10 protein-coding genes are annotated in these 15,045 nt (G+C 36.8%); 9 read left to right on the top strand and 1 reads right to left on the bottom strand.

Features of this window, described 5'->3' with window-relative positions; translation table 11 throughout:
- Positions 1–85 precede the first annotated feature (85 nt).
- Genes O0955_RS09195 through O0955_RS09185 form a run of 3 tightly spaced genes read left to right on the top strand, consistent with a single transcriptional unit; the run spans position 86 to position 4,540 of the window.
- Positions 86–1,474, top strand: coding sequence for an alpha-L-fucosidase (locus O0955_RS09195; RefSeq protein WP_269427257.1), 1,389 nt, complete (start codon positions 86–88; stop codon positions 1,472–1,474).
- Positions 1,471–3,057 carry a beta-N-acetylhexosaminidase gene (locus O0955_RS09190; protein WP_269427256.1) on the top strand — a complete coding sequence of 529 codons (1,587 nt, stop codon included), beginning with the start codon at positions 1,471–1,473 and terminating at the stop codon, positions 3,055–3,057. Before O0955_RS09195 ends, O0955_RS09190 begins: the two co-directional genes overlap by 4 nt.
- 28 nt (positions 3,058–3,085) lie before the next feature.
- Positions 3,086–4,540, top strand: coding sequence for an alpha-L-fucosidase (locus O0955_RS09185; protein ID WP_269427255.1), 1,455 nt, complete (start codon positions 3,086–3,088; stop codon positions 4,538–4,540).
- Between the two features lie 843 nt (positions 4,541–5,383).
- Here the strand turns inward: O0955_RS09185 and O0955_RS09180 are convergent.
- Positions 5,384–5,851, bottom strand: coding sequence for an Lrp/AsnC family transcriptional regulator (locus O0955_RS09180; RefSeq protein ID WP_269427254.1), 468 nt, complete (start codon positions 5,849–5,851; stop codon positions 5,384–5,386).
- Between the two features lie 173 nt (positions 5,852–6,024).
- Between O0955_RS09180 and O0955_RS09175 the strand changes: the two genes are divergently transcribed.
- The 6 genes from O0955_RS09175 (at position 6,025) to O0955_RS09150 (ending at position 15,044) form a co-directional block, all read left to right on the top strand.
- Positions 6,025–7,068 (top strand): PLP-dependent cysteine synthase family protein, encoded by a 1,044-nt coding sequence (locus O0955_RS09175; RefSeq protein WP_269427253.1) that lies wholly within the window; start codon positions 6,025–6,027, stop codon positions 7,066–7,068.
- Between the two features lie 28 nt (positions 7,069–7,096).
- Positions 7,097–7,546 (top strand): protein-disulfide reductase DsbD N-terminal domain-containing protein, encoded by a 450-nt coding sequence (locus O0955_RS09170; protein ID WP_269427252.1) that lies wholly within the window; start codon positions 7,097–7,099, stop codon positions 7,544–7,546.
- 16 nt (positions 7,547–7,562) lie between these two features.
- Positions 7,563–9,215, top strand: coding sequence for a protein-disulfide reductase DsbD family protein (locus O0955_RS09165; RefSeq protein WP_269427251.1), 1,653 nt, complete (start codon positions 7,563–7,565; stop codon positions 9,213–9,215).
- 219 nt (positions 9,216–9,434) lie between these two features.
- Entirely contained in the window at positions 9,435–10,028 is a 594-nt protein-coding gene (locus O0955_RS09160; protein WP_269427250.1) for an RNA polymerase sigma-70 factor, read from the top strand.
- A gap of 70 nt (positions 10,029–10,098) precedes the next feature.
- Complete coding sequence (locus O0955_RS09155) at positions 10,099–11,241, top strand: FecR family protein (protein WP_269427249.1); 1,143 nt, start codon at positions 10,099–10,101, stop codon at positions 11,239–11,241.
- A gap of 197 nt (positions 11,242–11,438) precedes the next feature.
- Positions 11,439–15,044 (top strand): SusC/RagA family TonB-linked outer membrane protein, encoded by a 3,606-nt coding sequence (locus O0955_RS09150; protein WP_269427248.1) that lies wholly within the window; start codon positions 11,439–11,441, stop codon positions 15,042–15,044.
- Position 15,045: the final 1 nt, after the last annotated feature.

Raw genomic sequence — 15,045 nt, 5'->3', positions numbered from 1 at the left:
ATATAATAGACAAGCTTTTTAAATTTACACAAGAAATTAACTAAATGACGCACCGGAAAAGCTCCGGTGCGTTTACATTCCATTAATGAAGAAATTTTACCTCATCACACTACTTGTTATAAACTCAATACCGAGCTTATTTGCACAAACCGACCGTATGGATTGGTTTAAAGCAGATAAATTTGGTCTCTTTTTGCATTGGGGCTTATATGCCCAAACTGCAGGTGATTGGAAAGGACACGCGGTAAAAGGAGGGGAGCACTTTATGTTGTACGAACGCATTCCGGTTAAAGAATATGCTCGTATTGCAAATCAGTTTAATCCCGTTAAATTCGATGCCGATCAATGGGTGAGAACAGCCAAACAGGCTGGTATGAAATATATTGTTTTTACCACAAAACACCATGATGGCTTTGCCATGTACGAATCGGAAAGCAGCGATTATAACATTGTAAAAAGAACACCTTTTAAACGGGATCCCGTTGCAGAACTTGCAAAAGCATGCAAAAAGTACGGTCTAAAACTTTGCCTTTATTATTCTTTGGGGCGCGATTGGGCAGATCCTGACGTACCCACAAATTGGCCTGTTAAAGCTGGTAGAAGCAATACATGGGATTACCCGGATGAGGATTCGAAGGTTTTTAACCGCTATTTTGAGCGTAAAGTAAAACCTCAAATTACAGAATTACTTACTAAATATGGACCAATAGGTGTATTGTGGTTTGATACGCCTGAAATGATTAGCAAGGCAGAAAGTGCTGAATTAAAAACTTTGGTTAACCGTTTACAACCCAATTGTCTTTTTAATAGCCGTATTGGAAATGGCTTTGGTGATTTTTCGGTATCAGAGCAAACGCTAACGCCTTCTTCAAAAAAGGCATGGGAATCTTGCATTACCATTGGGCAGAATTGGGGCTATAACAAGCACGATAGCGTGTGGAAATCGCCTGAAGTTTTAGTACGTCATTTAGTGGAAGTGGTAGCCAATGGAGGTAATTTATTGTTAAATGTTGGCCCAAAGAGTGATGGAACCTTTGCAGATTGGTCTGCAGAAAGACTAAAAACAATAGGCTCGTGGATGGCAATTAACCAGGAAGCCATTTACAATACACGGCCCTGGAAATATGTTAAGGAACAAAATGCGGAAACTGCTAAAAATGAAGTAGATAATAGTAAAAATACAATAAAAGATGCAGTTTTTGATGCAACTCCATCTACAACAAAACCAGATATTTATTACACAGCCAAAGAAAATACAATTTATGTGTTTTTAAGAAGCTGGAAAGACCCGGAAGTTACCCTGAATAAAATAAATAGTGAAATGGCTTCAATTAAAAATGTAACCTTGCTTGGGAATGCTAAAAAAATTAAATGGATTTTATCAGATTCAGATTTAAAGGTGAGCCTTCCGTTAGATTATAACCAAAATATTGCTGTGCCCGTTTATGTATTAAAAATAACTTTGAATTCATGAGAAATCTATTATTTGTAGCTTTTTTTTGTCTCACACAGATGGTATTTGCACAGCAAAATCAGGCAATAATTCCAATGCCCCAATCTTTTGTAAAAGCAAATGGTATGTTTAAAATCGATAACCATACCACCATATCCATAAATAATGCAAAACTAAAGCAACTTGCCCAATATTTAAAAAATGAATTGTCAGTTCAAAAAAATGTAGATATTGCTATAAATTCAAAAAGTAACAAACCAACGATAGTTTTAGAGTTAGTAAAAGATAGCAAAAACACTAACCAGGAAGCTTATCGGTTGGTTGTCAGCTCAAAAAAAATAACCCTTACTGCTGCAAGTGATAAGGGAATTTTCTATGGAATAATTTCTCTTTTACAACTTGCCTCAAATAATAATGAAATTCAAAATTGCAGTATAAAAGATGCTCCAATCTACAGTTGGCGAGGTTTTATGCTCGATGAATCGCGTCATTTCTTTGGGAGAGATAAAGTTAAATCGATATTAAATTGGATGGCTTTTTACAAGCTTAACACCTTTCACTGGCATTTAACAGATGAGCCAGCATGGAGAATAGATATTCTTAAATACCCTAATCTAGCCTTGATAGGAGGAAAGGGCGATTACCTGAATCCAAATTTACCTGCCCAATATTACAGTCGGGCAGATATTAAAGAAATTGTAGCATACGCCGCAGAACGTTTTATTCAGGTTATTCCTGAAATTGATATGCCCGGACATGCAACTGCAGCTAATAAAGCATATCCCGAATTTTCTGGCGGTGGTTCTGCTGCACATCCAGATTTTACTTTTAACCCTGGCTATGAAAAAACATACGGTTTTTTAAGTGACATTCTTAAAGAAACACATTCGCTTTTCCCTTCTGATAAAATTCACCTTGGCGGCGATGAAGTAAGTTTCGGTAATGAAAAATGGAAAGTAAATCCTGAAATACAGACTTTAAAAGCAAAGCACGCATTGAAGGATGAAAAGGAGGTGGAAAAATATTTTATGAAAAGAATGGCAGACTCTGTCTATAAATTAAAGTCGCAGGTTTTAGTTTGGGATGAAATGGTTGATGCAGGTTTGCCTGTGGATAAAACCATTATGTTTTGGTGGCGACATGATCGTCCTGAAGTTTTGAAAGCTTCTTTAGCTAAAGGTTATCAAACAATTATATGCCCAAGATTACCTTTTTACTTCGATTTTGTACAAGATAGTACACATAAATTTGGACGTAAATGGGATAAGAAGTTTAATCCCGTTCAATCGGTATATCAATTTAATCCCTCACAATTAGTCACTGAAAATCAATCGAATATTTTAGGAATCCAGGCCAATTTATGGACGGAAACCGTAGCAGATAATAAACGACTTGATTATTTGCTTTTCCCACGTTTGGCTGCGCTTGCAGAAACGGCATGGACCTGCAACGAAAATAAAAATCTGGAAGATTTTATGGACCGGCTTAAATCGCATTTGCTTTTATATAAGGCCGCAGGTTTATATTATTACAACCCATTTAATCCAATTGAAAACCCTGAACCAGCAGGAGGAAAGAAGTTACCATTAAACTATAAAGACTAGAATTTACAACACACAAATCCCTTATTATATGAATATTCACTTTAATATAAAACGTTTCGGCTTAGTTCTTGGCTTAATGGTTTTGAGCCTAAATGTGATTTACGCACAAGAAAAAGTAGTTAAAACCGATACAATTCCCTTAAAACATGGCGCACACCGCATTGATAAACGCACCGATAGCGTAATGGCCAAATGGCGTGGTTATGGCTTAGGACAATTTATTCATTGGGGTTTATATGCTATTCCCGGCGGAGAATGGAATGGTAAAACTTATAATGGTGCAGCCGAATGGATCCGATCATGGAATGGAATTCCAAAATCTACTTACGATTCTTTAATTTACAAATTTAATCCAACCAAATTTAATCCCGAAAGTTGGGCAAAAACGGCTAAACAAATGGGCGCAAAATATGTAACCATAACCACTAAACATCACGATGGGTTTTGCCTTTGGCCAAGTAAATACACAAAATATACGGTAGCCAATTCTCCTTATAAAAAGGATATTATCGGTCCGTTGGTAAACGCCTATAATAAAGAAGGTATAGATGTGATTTTATATTTTTCAATTATGGACTGGAATCAGCCAGGATGGAGATATGAAATAAAAACCAAAGAAGACAGTATAGCTTTTGAAGGATTTAAGAAATTTACCCGCAACCAATTATTAGAACTTTTAAATAAATATCCTACCGCAAAAGGATTGTGGTTTGATGGTACCTGGGATAAATCATGGGTTAAACAAGCAGCCTTTGCTGATGAATTGGAAAAAGAAATGAGGGCTTTAAGACCAGGATTAATAATCGGTAGCCGTTTCCGCCCTGATGATTTTGGTAAACGCCATAATGATTCAAATGGAAGGTTGATGGGGGATTATGAGCAAGGCTGGGAACGTAAAATTCCAAATAAGATAGAAGATGTACATGGCAATGACTGGGATTGTGTAATGACGGTTCCAGAAAACCAATGGGGCTACAATAAAGCCTGGAATGGCCACATTAAAACGGTAAATGAATTAATTGAGATGACAGCCAAATGTGTTTCGCTGGGCGGTAACTTTGTATTAAATTTTGGTCCAAAAGGAGATGGCTCTATCCGTAAAGAAGAAATTGACTTAGCAGCAGGTATTGGCAACTGGATGAGAGTGAATAATGAAGCCATTTATAATTGTCAGTATGCAGGTTTAGAAAAACAGGATTGGGGCTATTTTACCGGTAAAACCGGATCAAACAAAGTTTATATGATTATTTTCAACGTTCCGGTATCGGGTGCATTTAGGGTAAAGCTACCAGCAAAAACCTCTATAACCACCGCTTCTTTATTGGAACAGCCAAACACAACATTAAAAGTTGAAGAAATTAGTGAAAACCAATATTTTATACATACTTCTGCAAGAGCAGATAATAAGCCTTTTGTTATTGTATTAGATTTAAATAAAAAAGCAGGTAATGCTTCCGGTACTTATGAAAAAGCAAAAATATAACCTTCAATTGATCAAAACCGAAAACAATAATTTATTATAAATGCAAAATCTTAAAAAACTAAAATTTATACTATTTACAATGTACCTTATGCTGCAAATAGCAATGCAGGCACAATTACCCTTGGTATAGGAGGGATAGCATAAGCACAGGTATTGAGTAAACTCAAAGAAAAAACCAAAACTGCTGTATGCAGTTGTCGACTCAAATAAAACAGCAACCAAGCCTAAGAAAGAGAACAGATAGCTTCATAAAACTAGAGAATCATAAAAAAGATATTGACTCTTTTAAGTGCCCTGTTAATTGTAACCGGCCTTAAAGCGCAAAAAAAATAGTTGTAAAAAAAGAAACAGTAAAACCAAAAGCCGATACACTTGCCAAAAGTAATGTTGGTCAACGAGCCAATAAAACTATAGGTAAAAAAGAGGCAAAAATTGCTCCAGTAGCAACAAAAGCCGCCAAGATTGCTCCTGCAAATTAGTACCCTGCTCATTCACAGCAAAATCATATAGAAAAACTATGAGGTTGATTATTCTCTAAAATTTTCCTAAAACCGCCTAATTCAATCAATTCATCCACAAAATGGTTCGAATTACGCACCGTTACTGACCTTAACGGTACAACACGATTTATTTATTAATTTTATTCTACTTAATTGTTTAGTAATTAGTATATTATATTTTATATAAATGTGTTTTTTTGGTTCGATGTTGTTGCTTTGATACTTATTTAGCAGGATTTTTAAAGATTTTGCTAAATAAGTGTTAAAGAGGCTAATTAAGTTGCTGATTTTACAAATTACAATGGTATTTTTTGTTTATGGCAGCAGCATTTTGCCAGTTAATTTATATTGGATAGGCCGTTTCATTTTTTGGCTCAGAAAGAACGAAATAACTCTGAACAGTTGTGATATTCGGTAAGGTAGCCAGTTTATTCCTCAAAAATTCATGGTAAGCATCCATATCTTTTGTCGCTATACGAAGGATAAAATCATGTGCTCCTGTCATCTGCAAGCATTCCATGACTTCAGCAAACTTAGAAACTTCTGTTTCAAATTCAATCAATGTATTTGCAGTATGTTCTTTTAACAAAACATGAGAAAATGCAATTAAACTTTTGTTGATTTTCTTCCGGTCTAAAATAGCTACAATCCTTTTAATAAACCCTTGTTCCTTCAACCGCCTGATCCTTTCATGAATGGTTGCAATAGATTTATGAAGTTTAATAGCGATCTCCTTATTTGTTAATGAGGCATCTTGCTGCAAAATTTTTAAAATCTCTGTATCCGTATGGTCTAAATCTCCGTGTATCATACTGCTCTGTTAATGAAAAAAAATATAATTAATGGTTGAATAAGATTTGAAATCTGAAAAAAGAACTAATAATATGACAAAATACCATAAAATTTATGTAAAAATTAGCATGTATTGATATAATTATTTGTGATACTGAGTTTTGTTGAAACAAATCCAACAATTATTATAAGATGAGAGTTTTGATAGCTGATATTAACGCTGGTTTGAATGAAAAGTTTGAGCAGTTAGCCCTTCTAATCGGAAACACTCCAATGCTTGAGTTAAATTATACATTTAATGGAAGGCCAGGTAAGATTTATGTAAAATGTGAACATTATAACCTTACTGGAAGTATAAAAGACCGTATGGCCCTTTACACCTTAAAAAAAGCTTATCACGAAGGCGAGATTAAACCTGAAGCTGAGATTGTAGAGGCGACAAGCGGAAACACGGGAATTGCTTTTGCAGCAATAGGAAAGGCCTTAGGACACACAGTTAAAATTATTATGCCTAACTGGCTCAGCAAAGAACGGATTGACATTATAAAAAGTCTAGGGGCAGAAGTTATTTTGGTCAGTAAAGAAGAAGGTGGATTTCTTGGTAGTATCAAAATGGCCGAAGAAATGGCACTTAAGGATCCAAATATATTTTTACCCAAACAATTTGAAAATACGGCCAATCCTGAGGCACACGAACGCTCTACAGGTAAGGAAATTTGGGAGCAATTACAATTAAAAAACCTTTTTCCTGATGCTTTTATTGCCGGGGTAGGCACTGGAGGTACCATTATGGGCGTAGGTAATTATTTAAGAGCTAAAAATGCTAATATCAAAATACATCCGCTTGAACCTGCTGAATCGCCTACATTGACTACTGGTTATAAAGTAGGCAACCATAGAATTCAGGGAATATCTGATGAGTTTATACCTGAAATTGTAAAGCTAAAAGAGTTGGATGAAGTGATTCAGGTAAACGATGGTGATGCTATTTTAATGGCACAAAAGCTGGCTAAAAAACTGGGCCTTGCTGTAGGCATATCTTCCGGTGCGAATGTAATTGGAGCCATTAAGCTTCAGCAGCAAATGGGAGTAGAAAGCTGTGTAGTTACCGTATTTTCAGATAGCAATAAGAAATATTTAAGCACCGATCTGATGAGGGAAGAGCCGGTAAGAGCGGGTTACATTTCTCCCGAAACCGAATTTATAGATTATCAGGCCTTTAGTAGATTATCATAAATTATCAATCAAACTATAAACTTAAAAAATGAAAAGAAGCATTATTTTATGCTGTATTGTTACGCTGTTTAACTTTAGCGCATACAGTCAGATTCTTAAACCCGTAACCTGGAGTTACGCAGCAAAAAGAAATGGCCCAACCGAGGCAACGCTTTATTTTAAAGCCACAATCGATAAAGGCTGGCATCTTTACTCCCAATTGATTAAAGATGGAGGACCTGTTAAAACCACTTTTAGCTTTGTTGACTCGAAAGACTTTAGTTTATTAGGTAAAACCACCGAACCAAAACCAATTACCAGAAACGAGCCTAATTTTAAAATGGAAGTCAGCTATTTTGAAAACTCGGTTATCTTTCAGCAGAAAGTTAAACTCAAAGGCAAAAATATAACCGTTAAAGGTAATGTCGAATTTATGGTTTGCAATGACAAGCAATGTCTGCCGCCAGAGCAAGTTGATTTTAATATTCCCGTAAAATAAGCTTGATACTATAAATATGAACTCATTAAGAATTATTTTTTTTGGTATTTTATTTTCATTTCTTCTAATTCAAACAAGTCGGGCACAGGATACCAGCTCAACCCAGGGTCTGAACTTTACAGAAATTAAGTCCGGTGGAGAAGATACAACAGCGAAAATAAAAGATAGCCTGACCAAAACTTCCGCGTTGGTTAAGACCATTAATAAAACAGAAAAAGAAGGGCACAAAACACTTTGGGGGATTTTTATAGCCGGTTTTGTTGGTGGATTAGCTGCATTGCTTATGCCTTGTATTTTTCCAATGTTACCGCTTACAGTAAGCTTTTTTACCAAAGGGTCTGAAAAAGGAAAAGCGTTTGGAAGGGCTGCACTCTATGGTTTTTTCATCATTTTAATCTATGTGGTTCTGGGTTTATTGGTTACAATTATTTTTGGCGCCGATGCACTGAATAGTCTGTCTACAAATGGGATTTTTAATTTCTTTTTCTTCCTGTTACTGCTTGTTTTTGCCGCTTCATTTCTTGGTGCCTTTGAGATTACCTTGCCCTCGTCATGGGTAAATAAGGCAGATGCAAATGCAGATAAAGGTGGTTTGAGTGGTTTGTTTTTTATGGCCGGAACACTTGCACTGGTTTCATTCTCCTGCACCGGGCCAATTATTGGAACTTTACTTGTTCAGGCTGCAACCACTGGTGCATTATTAGGACCGGCCATTGGTATGTTTGGATTTTCTCTCGCTCTTGCCATTCCTTTTGCATTATTTGCCCTGTTCCCGTCAGCGATGAACAAACTGCCAAAATCGGGCGGTTGGTTAAATAGTGTAAAAGTGGTTCTTGGATTTTTAGAGCTTGCTTTTGCATTAAAATTTTTAAGCAATGTAGACTTGGCCTACCATTGGGAATGGTTTGACCGGGAAATATTTTTAGCCTTATGGATTGTAATTTTTGGACTAATGGGCATTTACTTATTAGGCAAACTAAAATTCTCTCATGACAGCACATTAGCCTTTATTTCGGTGCCAAGACTTTTCCTTGCTACAGTAGTACTTGCTTTTACTGTTTATCTGATTCCCGGATTATGGGGTGCACCTTTACATTCGGTATCTGCATTTTTGCCACCCCAGCAAACTCAGGATTTTGATCTTTATACTTCCAGTTTACTAGCTGGAAAAGGAAATGCCCAAACTGGGGCAGTTCAAGAAGATCGTCCTCATAAGTATTCGGATAAATTTCAGGCCCCATTAAAATTGAATGCTTATTTTGATTATAAGGAAGGGGTAGAAATGGCGAAAAAATTAAACAAACCAGTGCTTATAGATTTTACCGGGCATGCTTGCGTAAACTGCAGAAAAATGGAGGCAAATGTTTGGCCAGACAAGGAAGTATATAAATTAATTAGCCAGGATTATATACTTATTCAGCTTTATGTAGATGATAAATCAGAACTCGCAGTTGAAGATATTGTGCATACTCCCGAAGGGCGGGAACTAAATACGATAGGGAAAAAATGGAGTGATCTCCAGGCCAGAAAATTCTTATCCAATTCTCAACCATTTTATATACTGTTAGATCCTAAAACTGAACAAATGCTGGTACAACCCCAAGGAGCAGATTATGAGGTGTCGAATTATAAAAATTTTTTAGAGAGTGGCCTTTCCGCCTTCAAATAATATAACAACAGTGTATAGAAGGCCTGTTGGTGGTTAGTAATAGGGCATGACTGGATGGTCTGCCCTTTTCTTTACCTCAAGCAATGAAACAATATTTATGGCTAGGATATGGAACTTTGATCGCCCATATTTATCCTAGTTTATTCTGGATTTTATACACCAAGTGATTATTTTAAAATTGGTGTTGATTTATGTTATCTTTGTTAAGAACAATCCCAAATGTCAACTTATAGCAACTTTAGCGATAATGAACTATATGCCCTGATGGTGCAGGACAATGAGGAGGCATTCACCTTTTTATATCACAGATATTGGAAGCGGCTCTTATATAAAGCAGCTTTTAAGTTACAGTCTGATGTCGATGCAGAAGAAGTAGTACAGGACGTATTTGTAGACCTTTGGAAAAGTAGAAAAAGAATAGAAATCCAACATAGTTTTCATACTTATGTTGCAGCTATATTGCGGTATAAAATTATGGCAAAGATGGCTGCGAATAAAAAGTGTCTTCATAAAACTGTAGAAGATATTTATCAATTGGCTGTTTCCGATCATTCAACTGAACAATGGCTCGCTTTTAGTGATTTACAGGAAGAAATTGAAGCCGCAGTTAAAGCGCTACCTGATAAATGCCAGCTCATATTTCGTATGAGCAGGGAAAAAGGACTGAGTGATAAACAAATTGCGCAGGATCTTGACTTATCCCCAAAAACAGTAGAAGCACACATCACCAGAGCGATCAAATTTCTGCGTATTTCTATTAACCAGTTTCTGACCCTACTTTCTTTAGTAATTGCTTTCCTGATTCTGGTTTAAAAAAAAAATATTTTTAATTGCATATAGGGTAGCCCTCCGCTTTTGCACACCATGTAAAAAAGGACATCCTATGAATGAACCAAATAAGGAGGAACTTAACCACTTAGCCGATAAATGGCTAAGAGGAGAACTTACGCCCCTGGAAAAAGAAAAGCTGGATAAATGGTACAATCTCGATACGGATGGTCCGGTTGATTGGATTGGCAACAATGAAACAGAAGCAGAACTAGGTCAACGTTTATTAAACAATATCAATAAAGCGAAAAGATTTTCACTTCTCCCTAAAAGGAACTGGAAAATTGCGGCAGCGGCAATTTTGCTAATGACTTTAAGTCTGAGTCTCTATTTTTACCTTGCTGAACAAAACCCTGGCCCGGAGGACACCATTGCAAATGTAATTTATCCCGGCAGGAATAAAGCGGTTTTAGTTTTGGCTAATGGCGAAAAAATAAATTTAACTGACGCTTTAAATGGTAAAATAGCAACACAACCGGGCGTTAGCATTACCAAAAATGTTAACGGACAATTGGTATATAATATCGAGGGAGGAAACCAGGCTAAAAATACGGTTATTCAATACAATACCATTGAGGCACCAGCAGGAGGCCAGTGGCAGGTAAAGTTACCCGACGGTTCTATAGTGTTTCTAAATGCTCTTTCCAGTATAACTTATCCAACCCGATTTGTTGGACACGAAAGAAAAGTACAACTGAAAGGGGAAGCTTACTTTGAAATTGCTCATAATAAGGCCATGCCATTTAAAGTTGAAAGTTTTGGGCAAACCGTGGAGGTTTTAGGCACACATTTTAACATAATGGCTTATGCAGATGAAGGCGTTACTAAAACAACACTGATTGAGGGTTCAGTTAAGCTGTCAGATCTAAAATCAAAACATTCCAATGTATTAAAACCAGGAGAACAGGCCGTTTTAAATGCATCAGGCAATCTGTCCGTTATCCAGGTAAATACTGATAAAGTTGTTGCCTGGAAAAATGGAAAATTTGCTTTTGATAATGAAAGTATTGAAGTCATTATGCGTAACCTGGCCAGATGGTATAATGTTGAGGTGGTTTATAAAGGTGATATTAAAGATTTGCCTTTTACTATATCAATTAGCCGTTACGATAACATTTCTAAAATATTGGATAAGATTTCATTTACCCAAGCACTTCATTTTAAAGTAGAAGGAAGGAGGATAACTGTTATGCCATAATTATACCTGAAAATGGCAGCAAATAAAAAACGGGAGTGCTTCGACCTACTCCCGTTAAATGTTTTGATGCTGTCAATAGTTTATTTCTTTGCGAGAACAACAATTAACCAACAACTAAACATTCAAAATTAATGAAAATTAACCATTTATTAGAGGGGGGCTATCTCACCAGTAGGTTTCTTCAAATTTTTCGAATTATGAAGATAATTATACTCATAATAACCCTTTGCCTGATGCAGGCGAGCGCATCAATTAAAGCGCAGATTACCATTAAAGAGCGCAGTATATCGCTTCAAGCAGTACTCGAAAAAATTAGTATACAAAGTGGTTACGACCTGGTGTATTCCAATACTGATCTAAAAGGTTTGAAACCAATAAATATCAGTTTGAATAATGCAGGGATAGAAACCGCATTAAACAATTGCCTTAAAGATTTTTCGCTCGTTTACGAGATAGTAGATAAGACAATCATAATCAGAAAAAGACAAGAGGTGAGGCAGGACATTTCTAAAAGTTATTTAACAGAAATAGACGTCTCCGGACGCGTCGTTGATGAAGAAGGAAAACCACTTTCCGGAGCCACTGTTAGTATTATTCTCACAGATTATTCAGAGGATAAAAAAACCGGGGAATTTTCTATGTCTGCAAAGGGCAGAAAGGCAATCGCCATAACTGATGCAAACGGCGCTTTTCAATTGCGCAATATAGATGAAAAGGCAATGATCTCTATTTCTTATACCGGTTATGAAGCCTATTCGGTAAAAGCGGCTAAAGATCTTGGTACCATTAAAATGAAGCTAAGCGGAAACTTACAGGAGGTTATCGTAAACACTGGTTATCAAAAAATATCAAAAGAAAGGAGCGCGGGATCATACGTTGCAGTAGACACCAAAATTTTAGCTGCCCGTAGCACAACAACAAATGTGCTTCAGCGTTTGGATGGCCTGGTACCCGGTTTAGTTATAAATAATTCTCCAAATGCAGCAAGAGATAAGAGTCTATTCCTAATCAGGGGGTTGAATACCATAAATTCAACTAAAGATCCTTTAATCGTGGTGGATGGAATTGCCATGGATATTAGCAATGTATCGTCCATCAATCCACAGGATGTAGCAGATATAACGGTTCTAAAAGATGCTACTGCCGCATCAGTTTGGGGAGCAAGGGCTTCTAATGGCGTTATTGTAATTACTACAAAAAAAGGTGCTAATGGTAAGATGAGGATAAGTTACGATGGGTTTATCAACTTTCAGGGAAGACCAGATTACGATTATTTTCCGGTTCTAAACAGTCAGGCGTATATTCAGGCTTCCAGAGAAACCTTTGATCCGGTAAACTGGCCTTACAATCCTAATGCAACCATATATAACCCTGCCTATGGAAATCATACCGGAATTTCTCCAGACCGGCAGATTCTATATGACATTAATAGAGGAGCAATTACTGCTGCACAAGGAAATGTGAAACTAGACAGCTTATCCAGGATTAGCAACCTCAACCAGATTAAATCTATTTATCGTCCCGCTATGTTAATGAACCATAGCTTATCTGTTTCGGGGGGCAGTGATAAGTATACCTATTACAACTCTTTTGCCTATACCAATGCACGCGATTTTATACCGGGGAATAAAGACAATACCTTCAAGATAAACACAAGGCAGGATTTTAACTTTACTAAATTTCTGAAAGTTTATTTTATTGCCGATTTAACCAATAGAGTCATCTCCGGAAACAATCCCTTAAGCGTAGATAATCGTTTTTTACCTTATCAAATGTTCAGAGATGCTTCAGGTAACAGCATCTCTATGCCATATATGGGCTATCTTAGTGAAACACAAAGACCCAGCATACAAAATTTAAGTAAAATAGATTTAAATTATAATCCCTTAAATAATACCAATACGGGTTCAACCAAAGGAAATGCCTTCACCGGACGCTTTAATACTGGAGTAACTATTAAATTGTTGGAAGGCTTACAATTTGAAGGGCTCTATGGTTATATCAGAGGAACTAATAGAACACAGCAGTATTTGGATTATACCAATTATCAGCAAAGAATAAATGTGGTGAATTTTGCTAATGTAAGCCCAACAGGGGTGTTAACCTATAATTTGCCTGCAACAGGTGGTCAGTATACTGTAAACAATTCACTTCAGCAAGATTGGGTAATCAGAAATCAGCTCACCTATAATGCAAGCTTTAAAAATAGTCTTCACCAGATTACAGCCCTATTTGGACAGGAAGCTCAGGAACAGGTAACAACTAATAATATGAGTTCCGTTTATGGTTATGATCAGGCCCTCCAAACATATGCAACTGTTGATTATAAGCTGTTGACTACTGGTATTGCCGGAACGATCATGCCCCAATATACTACAGGGTCAAGGTTACCTGTTAATTCTTTTTTTGGTGAATCAGAAACCATTCCCCGCAACAGGTTTAGCTCATATTATGCAAATGCAGGTTATACTTTTGATAAAAAATATACGCTGAATGCAAGCTGGAGAAATGACCAGAGCAACCTGTTTGGAACCAACAAGTCTTCTCAGCGTAAACCTGTATGGAGTGTAGGTCTTAAATGGAATCTCGGAAATGAAGCCTTTGTATCCGAAATTAAAGCCATTAGTATGCTTGCTTTGAGGGCTACTTATGGAATTACAGGCATGTCACCTCCACCGGGATATGCTTCACCTTATGATATTTTAAGCCCGTTTACAACTCCAAATGCACCTGGTGGACAAGGCTTACGGATTTCTACCTATGGAAATCCGGATTTGACCTGGGAAAGTACAAAAACGTACAATCTTGGAATTGATTTTGGTTTACTGAACAATCGCATAACCGGATCGATCGATCTTTATCAGAAAAACACATCCAATTTACTAGGGCTTCTGGGGATAAATCCACTGGCCGGAGGACAAAATTACATTAACGGGAATGTGGGAAGTCTGACTAACAAAGGAATCGATCTGTCTATCAGTTCTGTTAACATCCGTAGCAGAGATTTTACCTGGAGTACCACACTTAATGGCGCTTACAACAAAAATAAAATAACTGATCTTGGTTTGTTGCAAACACCAATAGCAACGGGAGATAATCTGCGTCAGCAAAACTATGTCATAGGTTATCCTGCTTTTGCTGTTTTCGCTTATAACTATGCGGGGTTGGATGCTATGGGAGATCCTCAAATCCGCCTCGCTAATGGTAATGTAACTAAAGCCAGAGGTGTAAGTTTACCAGGAGATATGTTGTATATGGGACAATATCAACCCCTTTGGAGTGGTGGATTGTCAAATTTATTCCGCTATAAAGCTTTCTCACTTAATGTAAACATCATCTATAATTTGGGTAATGTGATGTTTAGAGATATGAATAAAATTTATACTGGCGCTGCTTTTATTCAAAACCAGAACTTCCAGACTGGAAATCTAAATTCGGATTTTGCCGATCGCTGGAAACAACCAGGCGATGAAAATAAAACAATTATTCCGGCTTTTATCAGTAGCGAATCTTTGGATGCAACCCGGCGCAATACCAATTATTATGTTTATGGCAATCAAAATGTGGTTAGTGCTTCTTATGTAAAACTGAGGGATTTGACACTTTTCTATAATATGCCCGAAAACATCATAAAAAAGATAAAAGCCGAGGGGTTGACTTTTAGATTACAACTATCTAACGTGATGCTCTGGAAAGCTAACAGTTATGGGATCGATCCTGAATTTCAGGATGCTCAGCTTGGTGTCAGATCTATGCCTTATAATCAAAAAACCATCACTATTGGTGCTCATTTAACACTATAAA

The sequence above is a fragment of the Pedobacter punctiformis genome (genome assembly GCF_027213715.1).
Taxonomy (GTDB): Bacteria; Bacteroidota; Bacteroidia; order Sphingobacteriales; family Sphingobacteriaceae; genus Pedobacter; species Pedobacter punctiformis.
Note: the sequence above shows the minus strand (reverse complement) of the source record. Positions and strands in the feature narration are given on the sequence as shown.